This is a genomic window from Spirosoma fluminis (genome assembly GCF_054778895.1).
The window spans coordinates 60,576-78,279 of sequence record NZ_BAAGZD010000015.1; the positions used below are offsets into that span (position 1 = coordinate 60,576).

Below are 17,704 nucleotides of genomic sequence, written 5' to 3' on the forward strand. Positions count from 1 at the left end.
GGTTGTCATTCGCCTTTGTTTGCCAGAACCACTAATGATGGTAAATGACGAATGACAACCAATGACTTAATAATCAAATTTCAGTTCCTTCTTCAACCGCTTCGGGCACCTCCCTACCATCCCCGTCGATACTAGCCGGGCGAGGTCGACGGCGGTTGACGAGGTAAAACAAGGGTGGTATGATCAGCGGTGTAAAGAACAAGGTTGTCGTTAAACCACCGATGATTACCGTTGCCAGAGGCCGCTGTACGTCGGAGCCAATGCCGCTCGAAATGGCCGCCGGTACCAGACCAATGATCGCCACAACCATAATGGCCATAATAGCCCGGAATTGCTCCTGAGCCGTTTCAATGGTAATGTCCAGTAATGGCTTTTCGCTGCTCCGAAGGTTACGGTTAAGAGCCGACACCAGCAAGACACCGGCCATAACCGAAATACCGAAGATCGACACAAATCCTACCCCAGCCGATACGTTAAAATTGTAACCGCGCAGCAGCAAAGCCCCAATACCACCTGCCAATGCAAACAGCAAACAAGTGAGCGTTAACAACGTATCACGGACGTTACCATATAGCATAAACAAGAACAGGAATACGACCACAATCGTCAGCGGAATAGAAATAGCCAGCTGACCACCGGCCCGCTCAAGGTTTTCATACTGCCCGCCGTAAATAACACTATAGCCTTCAGGAATCTTAACGTGCTGCCTTACTTTCTGACTAATCTCTCGTACAAATCCTCCCTGGTCACGACCCCGAATATTGGTCCGTACCGTAACCATGCGTTTGCCATTGATTCGATAGATGTTCGTCTGTCCTTGCACGTAACGAATATCGGCCAGTTCGCTCATCGGAATCAACGCACCCGTTGCCGAAGGAACTTGGAGCAGCCGAATAGCGTCGATACTTCCGCGACTTTCCGGCGTGAAGCGTACGATAATATCATACCGCTTGGCTTCGTCGTAAACCGAGCCGATGGCTTTACCGCCAATGGCCGCTTCGATCATGTTTTCAATCTCCGAAACGTTAATACCATACCGAGCCGCAGCGGGTCGGTTAATCTTAATAGCTAGTTGATCCTGCGGACCTTCCTGCTCAATATTAACGGACACCGCTCCGTTCATCCCCCGCACCAAAGCCGCAATACTATCGGCTTTGGCACGCATCAGATCCAGATCATTACCAACCACCGAAATGGCCAGGTCAGCCGCGCTGCCCGTCACAATCTCCATAACCTGGTCAATGATGGGTTGCCCCGATGAGAAGAACGCGCCCGGAAATGCTTCCTGCAGTTCGTTCTGCATCGAACGTACAATCTCCTTCTTCGACACGCTATCCGCCCAGGTGCTGTAATCTTTCAGGCCAACCAGGATCTCAGTCCGGTCGGATGGAAACGGGTCGGTGCCGTCGTCGTTACGTCCTGACTGCGTAATGACAAAGTTGACGGGCTTGTACTTGCCTATGATATCGCGGATTTTTGGCGCAATCTTGGCGTTTTCCTGAATGGTTATACCGGATGGCATAAACGCCCGCATGAAAATCGACCCCTCGTCAAGCTCTGGCAGGAATTCCGTTCCGAGTTTCAACCCAAACCCGATCATAATCAGCACTATCGCCAGACCACCGCCCACAACCAGGCGTGGAGCCTTGAACAGTGTCGATTTCAGCAGCCACTGATAGCCCCGCTCCAACGGCGACAGTAAGAAGTTCTTGTGTTCTTTAAGCGGCTTACCGTCCGGCGAAAGCGCCTTGCGGAAGGCGAACGATATCAAGACTGGAATTATAGTCAAGGCACAAAGCAACGAACCAATAACGGCAAACGACAACGTCAATGCCATCGGGCTAAAAAGCTTACCCTCCACCCGCTGCATGAGCAGAATCGGCATGTAGGCCAGAATGATAATCGTGACCGAGAAGAAGATTTCCCGAGCTACCTCGCCCGCTGACCGCGCCGTTACGTTGACAACACCCTGATTGCGCTCGGCTGGCCCCGCTGATCGGTACCTTCGAATCAGGTGTTCGGCCATGACGCTCGCTCCGTCGACGATGATACCGAAGTCAATGGCACCCAGTGAGAGCAGGTTAGCCGGAATACCTACCAACTTCATCAAAATGAACGCGAACAACAGCGAGAACGGAATGGTGACCGTCACGACCAAAGCGGCCCGCAGGCTACCCAGGAACAACACGAGCAGAATCACCACAATCGAAATGCCTTCGATGAGCGTATGCGCAACCGTCTCCAGTGAGTGATCAATCAGAAAGCCCCGATCATACAGTACACGCAGATGAACCCCTTTCGGCAGTTCGCGCGCTTCGAGGTCAGCGATTTTCGCTTTGAGCAGCTCAAGAACCTCACTAGGATTTTCACCCCGGCGCAAGAGCACAATTCCTTCGGTTGCGCCCACGACATCAAGTTTCTCGTCCGGTATCCGATACCCCAAAATTCCGGATGGTGAGGGTGGGTTAATCTCGACACTTGCCACATCGCGCACCAAAACCGGTACGCCTTCATTGACCTTTAATACGATATTGCCGATATCTTCGGGTGTCTTGAGCGCCCCAAGGCCGCGAACGGCAAATCCCTGTCCCCCCCGCGCAATGATGTTCCCACCTGTATTCTGATTGTTTTTTTCAACGGCCCCGATCACGTCCTGCAGAGTCAGATTAAACTTGCGGAGATTAGCCGGGTTCGGAATAACCTGATACTGCTTGATCGGTCCGCCAAAGGTCGTTACGTCGGCCAGGCCCGGAACTTGCAGCAATTGCGGAATAATCGTCCAATCCTGCAAATCGCGTAGTTGCATGGGCGTCATACTGGCCGGTGCTTCAATGACGTACCGATAGATCTCACCCACGGCTGTTGTTAACGGGGCAAGTTCCGGCTCGACTCCTTCGGGCAACTGAGCCTGGCTAAGCCGTTCAATGATTTGCTGGCGGGCAAAGTAATCCGATACGGTCTCGTCAAAATTTAGCTGAACGACCGACAGCCCGAAAATCGTTCGCGAGCGCCGATCCGTTACGTGCGGTACGTTGTTGAGCACCCGCTCAATGGGAATTGTAACCTGCTGTTCTACTTCCTCAGCCGCCCTGCCTTCGTACTTGGCAATAACAATGACGTTTGTATCGGCTATATCGGGGTACGCTTCAATCTTCAGGAGTTTGAAGCACCATAAGCCTAGTCCCATCATCGCAACCGCCAGCCCAACAACGACCCAGCGGTTACGAAGAGAAAATATTATTAATTTCTGAATCATAATGTATCAGGAGGAAAGGGAGAGAGGGGAGGAATGGAAGGAACGGGACAAAGTGTACTGAGCACGCCTAATTTTCCCTTTCCCCCTACTCCTCCTCTTTCTTTCCTCCCCCTTTTTATCAATACCCAAAACTCAAACCTTTCAGCTGCAATACATTATCGACAATCACGGACTCATTCTCGCGTAGGCCGCTCTGCACAACAATCCGATCGGCTCGTTGCTGACCGAGCTGAACGGCCCGACGTTCGATCGTCTGCGGGCCCGCCTGGACGAATACGTAATCACGCCCCTGCACGGTCACCACCGCATCGCGCGAAACAGTCATGAACTGACCTTCCGTAACTCCAAACTGCACGGTGGCAAACATGCCTGCTTTCAACCGACCGTCGGGGTTGCTCACGGCAATGCGCAGCTTAATCTGGCGGGTGGTGTTATCGACGTAGTCGTTAATATCGTCGATACGGCCTGCAAACCGCTCATTTGGAAACGAGGCAAAATTGAGTGTACAAGGCAATCCTTTCTTGATACTACCAAACTGGTTCTCAGGAATTTCGCAGACGACCAGAATGGTATTCGGCTTTGCCCGACGTAACGCTTCCGGATCAAAACCAGCGAGTTTAAGCGTGGCTTCGTCGGAAATGATGGCCGCTTCTTCATTGGCCAGTTGCGTTTGGGCTTCAATCACTTCTTTGCCCGATGCCGCTCCGTGGGCCTGCAAATCTTTTACACGCTCCAGGTTTCCGCGCTGCGTTTGAATGTTGATCCGGTGCTGCAAAATGGCCGTGTAATTGTCTGATAAACCAGGATCATCGAACAGAACAAGCCGCTCAGCCGGGTTTTCCACAGACCGCAATACCATGGCGGCTATATGGCCTGGCGCGGCAAAATCAGTTTGTACGGCTCCAGATTTCGCGGGCTGCGTTCTGAATGGCCGGATCATAGCGGCATCTGGAAACGTAATGCGCATGCCATCCGAACTGATTGTCGGACGCGGTACGGAGTTTACCACTGGTTTTGCCTTGTCCTTACAGGCAAATGCAACAAATACCAGCAAGACGAGTGAATGACGAAACTTCATGTTAATAGTTATTGATCTGACCGGTTACATACAGCAGCCGGACGTAGTTTTGACGGTAGGTATAAAGCTCTTCGTAATACGTCGTTTGCGTATCGAACCAGGAGCGCTGGGCTTCTAATAAGTCGATGAGGGTGGTAGCGCCCCGCAGGTACGCGTAGCGGACGGACGCCAACACCCGATCGGCATCGCGCCGGATGCCGGTATAGCGATCGATGTTACGTCGGCTGGTCATAAATGACTGGTACGCCGTTTCGACCTCCGACCGAATACGCGCCTGCGTTAACGTAGCGGTCTGACTGGCCTGCTCCTGTAAGACCCTCGATTTCTGAATTTCGCCCTGATTGCGGTTGTAAACGGGCAATTCAAGTGTCAGAAATATACCCGCATACGGCACAGCGTTCTGCGGGTTCCAGATTAAACCGGCTTCATTGCGGGGCTTAGCCAGCACCTGTTGCAGATCCACGTTGCGACGGGCTGTTTCGAGATTCGCTTCCGCAACCTGCACATCCGAGCGGGTCGTAGCGGCTAGGCGAATCAAACTATCCGGACTGGCCACTACGGTGGGGTACAAACGTAGCGGATTGATAACCATCGGATGAACGATCGAATCGTTCATGGCTACGCTGATGCTGTCGGTTGTCCCCAACACCAACTGCAATTCATTCAGGCGATTACTCAGCGTCTGCTGCGCGGAACGGGTCTGAATGTCATACTGGTCGGAGATTAACTGCGTACGGGTAAGGTCGGTACTGCTAATGACCAAATCTTTAAGCCTTACTTTGTTCAGCTGTACGAGCGTGTCGACGTTTGCTTTTGCGCGTTGCAGTAAGGCAAGCTGCACCCGAGCGTACCAGGCATCGAGGAACCGGTTAGCCACATCGAACAGCAGATTGCGTTCAGTTTCGGCAACGCTTTTTGCGGCCAGGTCGGTATTAGCTTCGGCGAAGCGGCTCCGGTAAGTACGTTTGTTATAAATGTCAAACTCCTTGGTCGCCTGTAACCAAAACTGCCGGCGCTGCCGATTAAACGGGCTTACCGCATCGGAAACCGGAGCGACTGCCCCCTGGTTTAACTGAAAGAGAGTTTGATTATTCAGTACAGGATTCGGCCGGAGATTCGCCGTAACCTGATCGGCCTGCGCAGCATTGATGTTTAAACGCTCAACGCGCAGCACCGGGCTCGTAGCCCGGACTTGTTGCAGGGTCTGTCGCAGCGTCAGTGGCGTCTGTGCAGAAGTGCACAAACTTAACAAACTGACAGACAGTAAATAATAGATGCGTGTTCGGTACAGCATTCGATTAAAAGGAACTCAGCAAAGAAACAGTCCCGTCGATCGAAATACTGCAAAAGCTCAATTAAAAGGTTGTTAAATATACTTAGTAGAATCTTGTGTGCTTCGCTCAGCAAATCATGTCGGCTGGCTAAAACCAGGGTCGACGGACTTTAAATGACTTGCGTAGGCCACTAATCAACAGGAATGCTCCAACAATACCGAAGATAATGGCCAGCAACGTAATGTGTAAGATGGCGAACAGGACGGCGACCAAAATAATGATGACGGATGCCTTTAGCTTCCAGCTAATGCGTTGCCACCAGTTCAGCTCTTCACGTAACGGCAGGCCAAGGCCCTGCCGGATGCGGTTACCGAGCCGAAGCTGATTTTTGGGCTTCGGTTTCGGCCGGGGTTGTTGCGTCGTTGTTTCGGTTGACATTGCCAGTACGGTCTGCATTCGGTGGAGTCGACGCGTAACTCGGGTGTTGGTTAGCTCAATTGGCGATACGTCAGCGCGGGCAACAGCGATATCATTTACGTTCGTATCACGTACGGCCAGCTCCTCTCCTTTATCCAGCAAATCGAGCGCCAGCGCAACCGAATCACGTGTTACGGGCTCCACTGGCAGCCGGGCGGCCGCACGAGGGGTTCGCTGAAAATAAGCAACAGGGCGATGGCAGGACGAAAAGAAAAGGCACAGAGAAGCTGCGAAAAGGATAACGGCGTTTTTCATCAGGTTGTATTTCGTACAAACAAAGTTGTAGGCGCAAAACCGTTTAGACAACGAAACAGGTAAGCCAGTTAATATGATTTGCTTAAAAAAGCGCCAAAAACTGATTGACGTATCGGCGCTCCCGCCGACCAATAAGTATAGATAAGGAGCCTCCCTACTTTTTCAGCTAAACTGTTTGATCCATTGTGTTTATGCGTCGAATTCTGCTCTGGTTAGGTGTATGTATAGGAACCGCTCAACTTGCTAACGGTCAAGCCTCGGAACCTGTTTTCAATTATGATGAAGCGAAAGTAGGTTCCTATACGCTTCCCGATCCCTTACTTGCAGCAAACGGCAAGCGCATCACCACCAAAACCGAATGGAAAAGCCGCCGGACAGAACTGCTTAATCTGTTCGCCGACAATGTGTACGGGAAAACGCCGACCCAACGGGTACGACTGCGCTTTCAAACGACTCATACCAATCCCAATGCGCTAGGCGGACGAGCCATACGCAAACAGGTCTCAATCTTTTTCGCAGACTATCCGAAATTACCCTCAATCGACGTACTGCTTTATATCCCGAAAGCCGCCAAACAACCAGTCCCCGTTTTTTTAGGACTTAATTTCTGCGGCAATCACTGCGTCACAACCGAGGCTGATATTCCGCTGTCGACCCGTTGGATGACTAATGCTCCCGGTGAAGTTTCGGTCAACAGCAAAGCCACCGAAAAAGCCCGCGGTATGCAGGAGCGTCGCTGGCCAATCGACACGATTCTGGCCCGGGGTTACGCGGTAGCGACTGCTTACTATGGCGACATTGAGCCCGATCATCCAGCAGGATGGCGGTCAGGTATACGGTCAGCCCTCGGCGATACGACCCGCTCCGACAACTGGGGAGCCATTGGTGCCTGGGCGTGGGGCATGAGCCGGATACTCGACTACTTGCAAACCGAATCGGCCATCGATACCAAACGGGTTATTGGCATCGGGCACTCGCGCATTGGTAAAGCGGCTTTGTGGGCCGGTGCGCAGGATGAACGCTTTACGGCTGTTATCTCCAACGAATCGGGTGAAGGAGGAGCGGCACTCGCCCGCCGTTGGTACGGCGAAACTGTGGAGCGTCTTAACACCAGCTTTCCGCACTGGTTCTGCAAGCAGTACAAAACTTACAACCAGCGCGTCGACGCCTTGCCCGTCGATCAGCACGAGTTACTGGCTTTGATTGCCCCGCGACCGCTTTATGTTGCCAGCGCCGATGGCGATCAATGGTCAGACCCGAAAGGCGAATTTTCAGGGGCCGTTCAGGCAGAATCTGTTTATACGTTATTCGGCAAAACCGGATTGGGCACAACTTCGTTTCCGGCTATCAATCAACCCGTTGGCCAGACGGTACGTTACCACAACCGCAGCGGCAAGCACGACGTTACCGTATATGACTGGATTCAATATCTGCGGTTTGCCGACGAATTAGTTCGGTAGCCGTGCCTACCTTTAGGGCATGATACCCGAAAATGATCCGCAACCCTGGCAGGTTGAAAACTCCGAGTACATCCACCAACGTCCCTGGTTTACCGTTCGCAGGGACTCCGTTCGGATGGCAAATGGCGGCTACATTCCCGACTATTTCATCTTCGAATATCCGAGCTGGATCAACGTAGTGGCCGTTACCACCGACGGTCAGTTGGTGTTCATCCGTCAGTATCGGCATGGTATTGCGGGCGTTCACTACGAACTGTGCGCGGGCGTTGTCGACGCGGGCGAAGGTCCCCTGGTGGCAGCTCAGCGCGAACTTCTGGAAGAAACCGGCTTCGGCGGTGGGCAGTGGGAGCCTCTGCTGACGCTTTCGGCAAACCCCGGCACGCACTCGAACCTTACTTACTCCTATCTGGCAACCGGCGTTGAGTTGAAGCAAGGCCAGCATCTTGAAAGCACCGAAGAGATTACGGTACATCTGGTGTCACCCGAACGTGCCCAACAGATTATCGACCATGGCGAGATGATGCAGTCATTGCACATAGCACCGTTGTTGCGGTATCTGTTAAGTCTTAACCAACCATCCGTTTAAATTGGCTTTTCAGCTTTGCGGGCAGGTGCGGAAGGGCAAGTAAGGCTTGTAACGCATCCTGATCGGTCGTCTTACCTAAATACCAGTCGGCCACATCCCGGATGGTAACGGGATAAGGCGATTGCTCAAGTAACTGGATGCGGTCTCCCTGCTGCAGGCAGCCCCCCTCAGCCACCCGAAAGTAGATGCCGCACCGAACGGCCTCACTGAACTTCCTGGCCATGAGTCGGTCATCGAAGCGGGCGTTTAGCTTATAACACGGAAAACGGGGCTGAACGGCCCGGAGCGTTACGCTACCGATCCTATACAGATCGCCGATACAGACATCGTCGTCGAGTAAGCCAGCCGTCGTCAGGTTTTCGCCAAACAGGCCATGCGACCAGTCCGTACGCACGGGTAGCTGCTCCTGCCAGTACGCATAATGAGCGACATCATAGGCATAAACGGCCTTATCGAGTCCGCCATGAACGGTCAGGTCGGCCTGTGCATCACCCGCGATGTTTAAGGACGTAACGGCTAACTTGTCCGGAGTCGGCTGTTTATAAATGCCTGTTTCAATAACTCGCCCACCCCAGGTTATGGTGGCTGGCGTTCCCACATTGACGGATAAAACTTCCATACGTATTGCCCCTGTATTGATTTCGTTAAACGTACTACGCGACGGCTTCACAGCGCCCGGCTGCTTACTGCGCTCGAAAATAGCGTATCTTTGTGGCCCTTCGTCAATTGTTCCCGTAGTTAATTAATACGTGTAATACCGCTCAGACAGTGATTATTCCTCTGGCCCATCGCGCCGACCAAACCCAAGAGTACTACTTCTCCGTCAAGCTGGCCGAAGTTCGTCGCCTTCAGGCAGCCGGTCATGATGTCATCAATATCGCCATCGGCAATCCCGACATGATGCCTTCGGATGGCACCATCGATGCTCTCATTGCATCAGCCAGGCAGCCAGGTTCTCACGGGTATCAACCCTATAAAGGTACGCCAAACCTGCGCCAGGCGATTACGCAGTTCTATGCGCACACCTATGGCGTTACGCTCGACCCTGATACGGAAGTCCTCCCCCTCATTGGTTCCAAAGAAGGCATCACGCATATTTCGTTAACATTCCTGAACGATGGCGATGGCGTATTGGTACCTGAACTGGGCTATCCTGCGTACCGGGCCGTTAGCCAGATGCTGGGCGCCACTGTGCGCGAGTATCCGCTGCTCGAACACAGTGGCTGGCAACCCGACTGGGACGTAATGGCCGATTTGGTTGCAGAATCTGCCAACAGGAATGCGGCAAAAATCATCTGGCTAAATTATCCGCACATGCCGACGGGCGCTCCGGCTACGCGCTCGCTGTTCGAACGGGCGGTTCGTTTTGCGCACGATAACCGTGTGCTGCTCTGCCACGACAATCCTTACAGCCTCATTCTGAACAAGAAGCCGCCCATCAGCCTACTTTCGGTCGATGGAGCCAAAGACGTAGCAGTCGAGCTAAACTCCATGAGCAAGTCGCATAACATGGCGGGCTGGCGGATCGGCTGGATGGCCGCAGCCAAACCGTACGTCGACGCCGTATTGACCATGAAAAGCAACGTTGACTCCGGCCAGTTCAAGCCCATCATGGACGCAGCCGCGGTTGCGCTCACCAACTCCGACGACTGGCACCGCCAACGTAACGATGTGTACCAGGGCCGGTTAAATGCGGTTCACGCTTTCCTGGATGCACTCGGCTGTACGTACTCAGCGGATCAGGAAGGGCTTTTTATCTGGGCTAAGCTGCCCGACTCCGTCACTTCTCCCGAAGCGCTGGTCGACGATCTGCTTTATAACAAGCATGTGTTTATCACGCCCGGCTTCATCTTCGGCCCGAAAGGTCAGCGGTACATCCGCGTTTCGTTGTGCATGCCCAAAGAGCGCATCGAGCAGGCAGTGGGTCGTCTGAACCGGGATTGAGAGGATTAAATGGATTAGCAGGATTTTGTTTGAGATGAGACACATGGACTTGACTCGGGAAGTCATCGGCGGAGCGATGGAGGTTCATCGCGTACTCGGGAATGGCTTTCAGGAGGTCATTTATCAGCGAGCCTTGGCTCATGAGCTAAACTGTCGAAGCGTTAGTTTCGCCCGGGAGTTTGAAATGCCAATCTTTTACAAAGGCGTATCTATTGGAAGCCGACGCGTTGATTTCTTGATCGAGAACGTAGTAATGGTTGAATTGAAGGCGTTAATCAAATTAGAGAATACGCACTTAGCACAGGCAATTAATTATCTGGAAGCTTACAACCTTGAAACAGGGCTCCTTATAAATTTTGGCGCATCAAGCTTAGAATTTAAGCGACTGCAAAATCCTCATTTCCGCAACCTGTAAGTAAAACAAAATCCCGTTAATCCATTCAATCCTCTCAATCCCGGTTATGACAATCAGCATTATAGGTATCGGCTTACTCGGCGGCTCATTCGCGTTGGCAGTACGTGAAAAATACCCCAAAGCCCGGTTTGTTGGCGTCGACGCTTCACCGGTACACGGGCAACTGGCGATTGCCAAGGGCATTGTCGATGACGTTCGTTCGCTCGACGAAGCTGTAGCGATAAGCGACCTCATCGTGTTGGCCATTCCGGTTAATGCCATTGTTGAATTACTCCCATCGCTGCTGGATCAATTACCCGAGAAAGCGACTGTAGTGGATCTGGGGTCGACAAAAGAGCTGATCTGCCAGGCCGTAGAAGGACATCCCAAACGTTCGCAGTTTGTGGCAGCCCACCCCATGGCAGGTACGGAAAACTCGGGGCCGGGGGCCGCCTTCCGGGAGTTGTTACCCGGCAAAAATCTCATCATCTGCGACCGGGAAAAGAGCCGCCCCAATAGCCTGAAACTGGCCGAAGCGCTGTTCCTGGACATTGGCATGAAGATTTTCTACATGACGCCCCAGGAGCATGATTTACACCTGGCTTATGTTTCGCACCTGAGCCACATCAGCGCCTTCGCCCTGGGCCTGACGGTGCTGGAAAAAGAAAAAGACGAACAGGCCATCTTCGATATGGCCAGCACGGGCTTCAGCTCGACGGTACGTCTGGCTAAAAGCTCACCCCAGATGTGGGCACCTATTTTCGCTCAGAACCGCACCAACGTATCACAGGCGCTGGCTGATTATATTGAGTTTTTGCAGCAGTTCAAGCAGGTCATCGACGATCAGGACGTACCAACCTCGCTTGAATTTATGCAGCGCGCCAATGTAATCCGGCGCGTGCTGGATGGTATTGAAAAGCGGTGAGTCTTATTGGCCATTCCTTGTCATTAATAATGGGTTATCATTGCTTGTATCAGGCAGAACCAACCTACCCTGACAACCCATGATTAAGGACCAATGACTAATTAACTAAGGTTTTTTGAGAAGGTAGTTGATGCCAACGGTTGTTTGTGTTTGCAGGGTTGAATTATCCGATAAACAACGGCCGTAATTCCGCTCGTGAAGGGCTTCGAGCGACCACCGCTTACCTAGCTGGTACTGGCCCCCTACCCCTGCATTGACCATTCCGAACCGGTTGGTTTCTTCAACCCGCAACGTACCACCGGTTGGCGTTGCTTCAAACGTATACGTCCGGTTGCGGCTCTGGCCGTAATAATAGCCAGCCTGTCCGAATACCGTTACCTTATTCGTACGTATGAAGTAGTACCGGGTCGACAAACCGGCGCCCGTGTAACTGTACTGCTTGCCATTGGTCTCGTGCCGCCCCTCAACATTCACCGACCAGCCATTCTTCACAAAATACTGCGCCCGTGGCGTTATCCGCCCGTAGGTGCCTGCAGGCCCGCTCGTTCCGCCCCCAAGCCCCAGCCCAACGCTAAATTTACCCTGACCCAACAGGTCATTTTGCTTACTCTTCGGTTGGGTCTGAGCCACAGCTACCAACGGGAGCAAGACGAACAGAAGTGAGAGTTGTCTTTTCATAAAACAGTTTCCCAAGTTACGCAGTAGATATATAGTACAGTCGCAGTAATCCAGGCGACTTAACATTTATTAACAATAATCTTAGCGTTTATGCAACCACAAACTGCTCAGCCAGCCACCCAGTCTGGTACGTTCACCATCGGGAACGATATTACCATCAATCGGCTAGGCTACGGAGCCATGCGCATCACCGGCCAGGGTATTTGGGGCCCGCCCAAAGACCGCGACGAGGCCATTCGCGTTTTGAAACGGACGCTTGATCTGGGCATTAACTTTATCGATACAGCCGACAGCTATGGGCCTAACGTATCGGAAGAGTTGATCGCCGAAGCCCTGTACCCTTATCCCGAAGGCTTGCTGATCGGTACTAAGGGGGGATTGCTTCGGACAGGACCGAATCAGTGGCCGGTTGACGGAAGCCGCAAGCATCTGGAAGAAGCGCTCGACGGCAGCCTCAAACGCCTGAAAGTCGACCATATTGATTTGTATCAACTACACCGATTCGACGATAAGGTACCCGCCGAGGAGTTCCTTGGCTTTTTGCAGGAAGCGCAGCAAAAAGGCAAAATTCGGCACATTGGCTTATCAGAAGTGGATGTCGATAAAATAAAGCAGGCGCAGGAATACTTTGAGGTGGTTACAGTCCAGAACATGTACAGTTTCGGCCAGCAGCAATGGAATTCGACGCTGAAGTTCTGCGAAGAAAACAACATCGGGTTTATACCCTGGTACCCGCTGGGCGGTGGCGACCTGGAATCCGAGCAGGCTATTCACCGCGTAGCCGAACGTCACGGTGCCAGTGAATATCAGATTGCGTTAGCCTGGTTGCTGGCCGCATCGCCCGTCATGCTGCCGATTCCCGGTACATCGTCGGTGAAACACCTGGAAGAAAATACGGCGGCCGCTGAAATAAAGCTGACCGAAGAAGACCTTCAGGACTTACCGTTGCCCAAGTAATTCACTGAAACAGACTTCTTATGACTTCTCAACAGAAACAGGATCCACAGCAGTTGCTGATGTCAACGCTGCAACGGCTCCAGGATGGCGTCGAACGCGTTTCGCCGGCCAGCGATTTGATTGATCAGTGGAGTCAGGTGCTCGGCGAAAGCAATCAAACGCTGGAGAACATTGCGGATGAATTGTACGTATTGAAACGATCAATGGCTGAAGGAAAAATTCCGCAGATCGCCGGGGCATTACACACGTTGAGTAAACTCACGAAGCAAGCCGCGAACGAATCGTCAGAGGCTGACTTGGTGGGTCAGTTGAACCAACTCGCCGAACTTCTCGACGATGCCTCAGCTCGTATAGCACAGTCCCGCTAAGCCGGGCCGTTCAAGCACAAAAAAGCCAGCCGTTTACGCGGCTGGCTTTTTTTATGGTCTGATGCAGTACTAAGCAGCTTTGTGCAGCGCTTTCACTTTTTCGAAAGCGGCTTTCAGTTCGCTCAACTGTTTTTGCAGATCCTCCTTGATGTAAGCAGGAATATGATCTTTTTCGATGGCATCCTCATAGGCTTCAACCGCTGCATTCTCACCAAACTCTACCGAGCTCAGGACAGTATCGCGGTCTTTGCCGGTCAGCGCGGATTTGATATCGATCCAGGCCCGGTGAATCTTGCTCGATACATCCGTCGACGTAGCGTCAGATACGGCGGAACCATCGATCCGAACAATGTGATCAGCAAGCTGACTCCGGAAGTTCTGGCTTTGAATGACGTAGTGCCGGAACAGGTCATCCAATTGCGGATCTTCGTTGTCTTCGATGGCTTTTTCAAACCCCATGATGCGGTCGTTATTGATCTTCACCAGATCATTGAGATCATCGACAATTTCTTCATTCTTGATCATAATCGTTGTGTTTGATAGTTGTGAATCAGCCAATATAACTGCGTCTACTCCGAATTGTTCATCCATCGGGCGAACATCTTTTTGCGGAAACTGCGTACGCACGAGCCAGTCATTTAAGTTACTCAAGAATGAACAGTGGAATAAATTTATACTTCGGCCAGCTCATACAGTCTATTACGACTATATAATAAATTCCTACTATAATGATTTTTAGGCTTAGTTTACTTTTTTTTATTTTTCTTTCGTAAACGGCGTGTTTTATCCCGTTAGCTCGGTTAGTTCGTGTTTCAACAAATTATTTTTCGGTCATGCAAAACCATAGTACTAGGTTGTTCGTAGTTACATTAATTCTCTGACGAACAGGGGAACGATGCACTAACTTTTTTACTCAATGAAAACATTACCTCAAGACAATACTGATGTCCGTCAGATGCTGAGCGGTAAAGAATCCGCAGCCGTCGGGCGCCGAATGTTTATGCGTTATGTAGGCGCTACGGCCGCGGCAGGCGTAGCCTTAAGTGCCTGCCGCGATCAGGTTATGGAACCCGTTAGCCGGGGGGCGGCCCGTGCGGGCGACACGGTTGATCTGGGCGATATTGGGTATAACGATGTAGGTGTTCTGAACTACGCATACGCGCTGGAACAGTTGGAAGCTGCTTTCTACACCCAGGTTATTATGACCCCCTACATGGGCATGAATGGCTACGAGCGGACGGTTCTGATGGACATTCGTGACCACGAAATTGCTCACCGCGAACTGTTCAAAGCCGCGTTGAGTAGTGCTGCCATTCCGGGTTTAACGCCCAACTTCAGCAGCATCAACTTCAGCAGCCGGGCGTCGGTACTGGGCACGGCCCGCGTTTTTGAAGCCGTCGGCGTATCTGCTTATAACGGAGCGGGTAAACTGATTAAAAACGCCGATTACCTGACACTAGCGGGTAAAATCGTTTCGGTAGAAGCACGGCATACGTCGATTATCAGTGAAATGTTGAATCCAATGACTGCATCTTTTGCTGGCGACGATATCGTAAACCCAGGCTCAAGTTCAGGCTTAGGGGAGGCACGCATGCCCGAAGAGGTTCTAGCTCTGGTAAGACCCTTTATTCAGGAAACAGTCAACGGTAAAAACTACGTAGTAAGATAAGCCCCCAACAGCCATGAATTTACAAAACATACTTAACGAAATAGAAAACGTTGACGCCGAAGTGTACGAACGGCTTGACCACGTATCCCGTCGCCACGTTTTCCAGAATCTGCTTAAGAAAGCGGTTCTGGGCGTAGCGCCTGTTGCTTTCGGTGCTATTTTAAATAAAGCGTATGCACAAAATTCGGCGGTAGTCGAGGTGTTGAATTTCGCCTTGACGCTGGAATACTTGGAAGCCGAATTTTACAACCGGGGACTGGCAGCGCCTAATCTGATTACCGGTGCCGAGGGTCTGAATACGTTCCGGCAAATTGCCAAGCACGAAAATGCTCACGTAGCGTTGCTGAAATCAGCCCTGGGTGGCGCGGCTGTTGCAAAACCGAATTTCGATTTCACGGCCAAAGGTACATTCCCAACCGTATTTAGCAGTTACCAAACGTTTATCGCCGTGGCGCAGGCGTTTGAAGACACGGGTGTTCGCGCTTATAAAGGCCAGGCCCCTCGTCTGATCGGTGCGCCGGATGTCCTGACCGTTGCGCTGCAAATTCACTCGGTTGAAGCTCTTCACGCGGCTAAAGTACGCTACTTTAATGGTAATAAAGGATGGATTATGGGATCGGCGGGCTTCCCGGCCGCTGTCTACGCGGGTGAAGGAGAGGTAACACAAGGCGGTGTTAACCTTACGTCGCTCACAGGTCTTAGTGCTGACCGTATTTCGGAAGCGTTTGATGAACCACTAACTAAAGAGCAGGTGCTGGCCATTGCCACTCCGTTCCTGGCCTAGTGATTTCTTCTCCCAAACAAAACGACCGACAGAAATCCTGTCGGTCGTTTTGTTTAGAGACTATTTACCTACTTTAGCCATTGGGCGAACTCGAGGTTATGCCGCCGAGACGTAACGTTGCCCCTTTTTCGTAGGCGGTCGGATTAGACGGGTCAAGGCTGATCTGTGCAATGATGCCATTCCAGCCGGGTATCCGGCTCAGGTCAATTTCGTACACCCGATACTGCCCATCCCCAACGATCGGGAAATTGACGTATCGGTCTTCGAACGGCATGAAATCAATATCGCCGGGTCGAAGCCAGCTCAGGCGGGCCGTGGTCGCCTTGGTTTTGAAAGCGGCCTCTATGTACATCTTGGGCACATCACTTGCCTTCCAGAAAACCCACGGACTTTTTATGCGGAAATCCCGCTTTGTGGTATCTGTCCGCTCCCACCGGATGTTCAGCTCGTTCTGAATGGGCCAGCCTTTATCCTGCGCGTTATAATAATGCCATCCTTCGCGGTCGCGGTCGAACCGGAAATTCGGAGCGGCCGAAGGACGGGGCTGACTATAGGCAAATTGCCGGATGTCGGCCAGCGAACCAACAACCAGGTAGTATTCATAGTCGTACTGCCCGTTATGATCGATCACCAGGAACCCGTCGCTGTTCATATATCCGCTGGACTGGTCAAACTCTCCACCGATTTTAGGCGTTCCGAATCCAGCCGTCCGGTACCGGAATTCGTTCCCTCGATACAACCCAACGCCCCGGCCTTTATCGTTCAGTAACGCAACCCAGTTTTCAGTCCCGTACCGGGTAATCATTTCCCGGTCGGTATACTCCGATATGGCAGCATTGGTGAACGGCTGCAGCCCCGTATACGTCACCATCCGGTAGTAGGGACCATTCAGATACACGCAGGGCGTTTCCTGCGTACGGGCTTCATACTGGGTGGTATCGGAACGATTGACCACCAGGCGGCACCGCACGTGCACTACGTTCCCCTGAAGTTCATACCAATGTTCCATAATGCAGTCAGCGGGCTCATCGAAGAGCGGCCAGATCGACGGGATCGTTTTAACGTACAGCTGATTCTGCGTCTGCTGATAGCTAAGGATACGGGCTGGGTGATTGTAGTAATCGCCGGTTTGAACAGGATTCCAGCCTAAGCTTCGCCATTGGTAAACCGGATTCTTACCGTTCACGCTGTACGGAATCGGTCCCGAATAGAACGCCGTCTGGAGTTGCCGCCCTAAATCGGCATTGTTGATCATGTTTTCTGAGCTACCGGCCTCAGCGAGGAAGTTGATCGCCCCTCCCATGTTCAGATCGATGGCGACCCGAACTTTATCGTTGGTCAGGAAGAGCCGCTTTTCGGGGGCGAGTTGCTCCTGAGGGGGTAATCCGGTGCTGGGCGTATTTGGCTTTACGGGCGCTACGTATGGCGCAGTAGCTGGGTAATCCCGCGTACAGGTGAAAGCCAGGAACCCAATACTAATATAAATTATCGACTTGTAGAAGCGAAGCATGAACAGAGAACAGTGTCTGGTTAAACCAAAAATAAGGCGCTTATGCGCGTTTTCCAAGTATACTTATTCTGTAACCCTTCCGTCACGAC

The 17,704-nt window shown here is 52.1% G+C and carries 17 protein-coding genes; 9 read left to right on the forward strand and 8 right to left on the reverse strand.

Features of this window, described 5'->3' with window-relative positions:
- Window positions 1-73 precede the first annotated feature (73 nt).
- From ACYVBJ_RS17750 to ACYVBJ_RS17765, 4 genes are all read right to left on the reverse strand, one after another.
- Window positions 74-3,256, reverse strand: a complete 3,183-nt coding sequence (locus ACYVBJ_RS17750; RefSeq protein ID WP_460983648.1) for an efflux RND transporter permease subunit — start codon at window positions 3,254-3,256, stop codon at window positions 74-76.
- Window positions 3,257-3,374: 118 nt separating this feature from the next.
- Window positions 3,375-4,334, reverse strand: coding sequence for an efflux RND transporter periplasmic adaptor subunit (locus ACYVBJ_RS17755; protein ID WP_460983649.1), 960 nt, complete (start codon window positions 4,332-4,334; stop codon window positions 3,375-3,377).
- Window position 4,335: 1 nt separating this feature from the next.
- Window positions 4,336-5,628 (reverse strand): TolC family protein, encoded by a 1,293-nt coding sequence (locus tag ACYVBJ_RS17760; RefSeq protein WP_460983650.1) that lies wholly within the window; start codon window positions 5,626-5,628, stop codon window positions 4,336-4,338.
- Window positions 5,629-5,755: 127 nt separating this feature from the next.
- Window positions 5,756-6,340 carry a hypothetical protein gene (locus tag ACYVBJ_RS17765; RefSeq protein WP_460983651.1) on the reverse strand — a complete coding sequence of 195 codons (585 nt, stop codon included), beginning with the start codon at window positions 6,338-6,340 and terminating at the stop codon, window positions 5,756-5,758.
- A 191-nt stretch (window positions 6,341-6,531) separates the two neighbouring features.
- Here ACYVBJ_RS17765 and ACYVBJ_RS17770 point away from each other — a divergent pair, with 191 nt between their 5' ends.
- Both ACYVBJ_RS17770 and ACYVBJ_RS17775 read left to right on the forward strand, forming a co-directional pair.
- The gene (locus ACYVBJ_RS17770) at window positions 6,532-7,800 is read left to right on the forward strand and encodes a glucuronyl esterase domain-containing protein (RefSeq protein WP_460983652.1); all 1,269 of its coding nucleotides are present in this window, start codon (window positions 6,532-6,534) and stop codon (window positions 7,798-7,800) included.
- 19 nt (window positions 7,801-7,819) lie between these two features.
- Window positions 7,820-8,386, forward strand: coding sequence for an NUDIX hydrolase (locus ACYVBJ_RS17775; protein WP_460983653.1), 567 nt, complete (start codon window positions 7,820-7,822; stop codon window positions 8,384-8,386).
- On the opposite strand, the gene ACYVBJ_RS17780 is transcribed toward ACYVBJ_RS17775, so the two are convergent.
- Window positions 8,367-9,005 carry an MOSC domain-containing protein gene (locus ACYVBJ_RS17780; protein ID WP_460983654.1) on the reverse strand — a complete coding sequence of 213 codons (639 nt, stop codon included), beginning with the start codon at window positions 9,003-9,005 and terminating at the stop codon, window positions 8,367-8,369. The genes ACYVBJ_RS17775 and ACYVBJ_RS17780 overlap by 20 nt on opposite strands.
- A gap of 149 nt (window positions 9,006-9,154) precedes the next feature.
- Between ACYVBJ_RS17780 and ACYVBJ_RS17785 the strand changes: the two genes are divergently transcribed.
- From ACYVBJ_RS17785 to ACYVBJ_RS17795, 3 genes are read left to right on the forward strand one after another with little or no spacing between them, the layout of a single operon-like run.
- Window positions 9,155-10,330 (forward strand): pyridoxal phosphate-dependent aminotransferase, encoded by a 1,176-nt coding sequence (locus ACYVBJ_RS17785; RefSeq protein ID WP_460983655.1) that lies wholly within the window; start codon window positions 9,155-9,157, stop codon window positions 10,328-10,330.
- A gap of 34 nt (window positions 10,331-10,364) precedes the next feature.
- A complete protein-coding gene (locus tag ACYVBJ_RS17790; protein WP_460983656.1) occupies window positions 10,365-10,745 on the forward strand; it encodes a GxxExxY protein in 381 nt (126 codons plus the stop codon).
- A 46-nt stretch (window positions 10,746-10,791) separates the two neighbouring features.
- Window positions 10,792-11,649 carry a prephenate dehydrogenase gene (locus ACYVBJ_RS17795; RefSeq protein WP_460983657.1) on the forward strand — a complete coding sequence of 286 codons (858 nt, stop codon included), beginning with the start codon at window positions 10,792-10,794 and terminating at the stop codon, window positions 11,647-11,649.
- A 105-nt stretch (window positions 11,650-11,754) separates the two neighbouring features.
- On the opposite strand, the gene ACYVBJ_RS17800 is transcribed toward ACYVBJ_RS17795, so the two are convergent.
- Complete coding sequence (locus ACYVBJ_RS17800) at window positions 11,755-12,327, reverse strand: porin family protein (protein ID WP_460983658.1); 573 nt, start codon at window positions 12,325-12,327, stop codon at window positions 11,755-11,757.
- Window positions 12,328-12,417: 90 nt separating this feature from the next.
- Between ACYVBJ_RS17800 and ACYVBJ_RS17805 the strand changes: the two genes are divergently transcribed.
- Together ACYVBJ_RS17805 and ACYVBJ_RS17810 are read left to right on the forward strand one after the other, a co-directional pair.
- Window positions 12,418-13,284, forward strand: a complete 867-nt coding sequence (locus tag ACYVBJ_RS17805; RefSeq protein WP_460983659.1) for an aldo/keto reductase — start codon at window positions 12,418-12,420, stop codon at window positions 13,282-13,284.
- 20 nt (window positions 13,285-13,304) lie between these two features.
- Window positions 13,305-13,652: a hypothetical protein gene (locus tag ACYVBJ_RS17810; RefSeq protein WP_460983660.1), complete on the forward strand. Its 348-nt coding sequence runs from the start codon at window positions 13,305-13,307 to the stop codon at window positions 13,650-13,652.
- A 69-nt stretch (window positions 13,653-13,721) separates the two neighbouring features.
- On the opposite strand, the gene ACYVBJ_RS17815 is transcribed toward ACYVBJ_RS17810, so the two are convergent.
- Window positions 13,722-14,177, reverse strand: coding sequence for a ferritin-like domain-containing protein (locus ACYVBJ_RS17815; protein WP_460976273.1), 456 nt, complete (start codon window positions 14,175-14,177; stop codon window positions 13,722-13,724).
- Window positions 14,178-14,568: 391 nt separating this feature from the next.
- On the opposite strand from ACYVBJ_RS17815, the gene ACYVBJ_RS17820 reads away from it, so the two are divergent.
- Complete coding sequence (locus ACYVBJ_RS17820; RefSeq protein ID WP_460976274.1) at window positions 14,569-15,321, forward strand: ferritin-like domain-containing protein; 753 nt, start codon at window positions 14,569-14,571, stop codon at window positions 15,319-15,321.
- A 13-nt stretch (window positions 15,322-15,334) separates the two neighbouring features.
- Window positions 15,335-16,105 carry a ferritin-like domain-containing protein gene (locus tag ACYVBJ_RS17825; protein ID WP_460976275.1) on the forward strand — a complete coding sequence of 257 codons (771 nt, stop codon included), beginning with the start codon at window positions 15,335-15,337 and terminating at the stop codon, window positions 16,103-16,105.
- A 73-nt stretch (window positions 16,106-16,178) separates the two neighbouring features.
- Here ACYVBJ_RS17825 and ACYVBJ_RS17830 read toward each other — a convergent pair whose 3' ends face one another.
- Window positions 16,179-17,615: a hypothetical protein gene (locus tag ACYVBJ_RS17830; protein ID WP_460983661.1), complete on the reverse strand. Its 1,437-nt coding sequence runs from the start codon at window positions 17,613-17,615 to the stop codon at window positions 16,179-16,181.
- Between the last annotated feature and the right edge of the window lie 89 nt (window positions 17,616-17,704).

Bases quoted from the DNA above. Each gene is read 5' to 3' on its own strand.
- ACYVBJ_RS17755 (WP_460983649.1), bottom strand. From the start codon at position 4,334: ATGAAGTTTCGTCATTCACTCGTCTTGCTGGTATTTGTTGCATTTGCC.
- ACYVBJ_RS17800 (WP_460983658.1), bottom strand. From the start codon at position 12,327: ATGAAAAGACAACTCTCACTTCTGTTCGTCTTGCTCCCGTTGGTAGCT.
- ACYVBJ_RS17805 (WP_460983659.1), top strand. From the start codon at position 12,418: ATGCAACCACAAACTGCTCAGCCAGCCACCCAGTCTGGTACGTTCACC.
- ACYVBJ_RS17780 (WP_460983654.1), bottom strand. From the start codon at position 9,005: ATGGAAGTTTTATCCGTCAATGTGGGAACGCCAGCCACCATAACCTGG.
- ACYVBJ_RS17765 (WP_460983651.1), bottom strand. From the start codon at position 6,340: ATGAAAAACGCCGTTATCCTTTTCGCAGCTTCTCTGTGCCTTTTCTTT.
- ACYVBJ_RS17830 (WP_460983661.1), bottom strand. From the start codon at position 17,615: ATGCTTCGCTTCTACAAGTCGATAATTTATATTAGTATTGGGTTCCTG.
- ACYVBJ_RS17790 (WP_460983656.1), top strand. From the start codon at position 10,365: ATGAGACACATGGACTTGACTCGGGAAGTCATCGGCGGAGCGATGGAG.
- ACYVBJ_RS17820 (WP_460976274.1), top strand. From the start codon at position 14,569: ATGAAAACATTACCTCAAGACAATACTGATGTCCGTCAGATGCTGAGC.
- ACYVBJ_RS17760 (WP_460983650.1), bottom strand. From the start codon at position 5,628: ATGCTGTACCGAACACGCATCTATTATTTACTGTCTGTCAGTTTGTTA.
- ACYVBJ_RS17795 (WP_460983657.1), top strand. From the start codon at position 10,792: ATGACAATCAGCATTATAGGTATCGGCTTACTCGGCGGCTCATTCGCG.
- ACYVBJ_RS17825 (WP_460976275.1), top strand. From the start codon at position 15,335: ATGAATTTACAAAACATACTTAACGAAATAGAAAACGTTGACGCCGAA.
- ACYVBJ_RS17750 (WP_460983648.1), bottom strand. From the start codon at position 3,256: ATGATTCAGAAATTAATAATATTTTCTCTTCGTAACCGCTGGGTCGTT.
- ACYVBJ_RS17810 (WP_460983660.1), top strand. From the start codon at position 13,305: ATGACTTCTCAACAGAAACAGGATCCACAGCAGTTGCTGATGTCAACG.
- ACYVBJ_RS17770 (WP_460983652.1), top strand. From the start codon at position 6,532: ATGCGTCGAATTCTGCTCTGGTTAGGTGTATGTATAGGAACCGCTCAA.
- ACYVBJ_RS17815 (WP_460976273.1), bottom strand. From the start codon at position 14,177: ATGATCAAGAATGAAGAAATTGTCGATGATCTCAATGATCTGGTGAAG.
- ACYVBJ_RS17775 (WP_460983653.1), top strand. From the start codon at position 7,820: ATGATACCCGAAAATGATCCGCAACCCTGGCAGGTTGAAAACTCCGAG.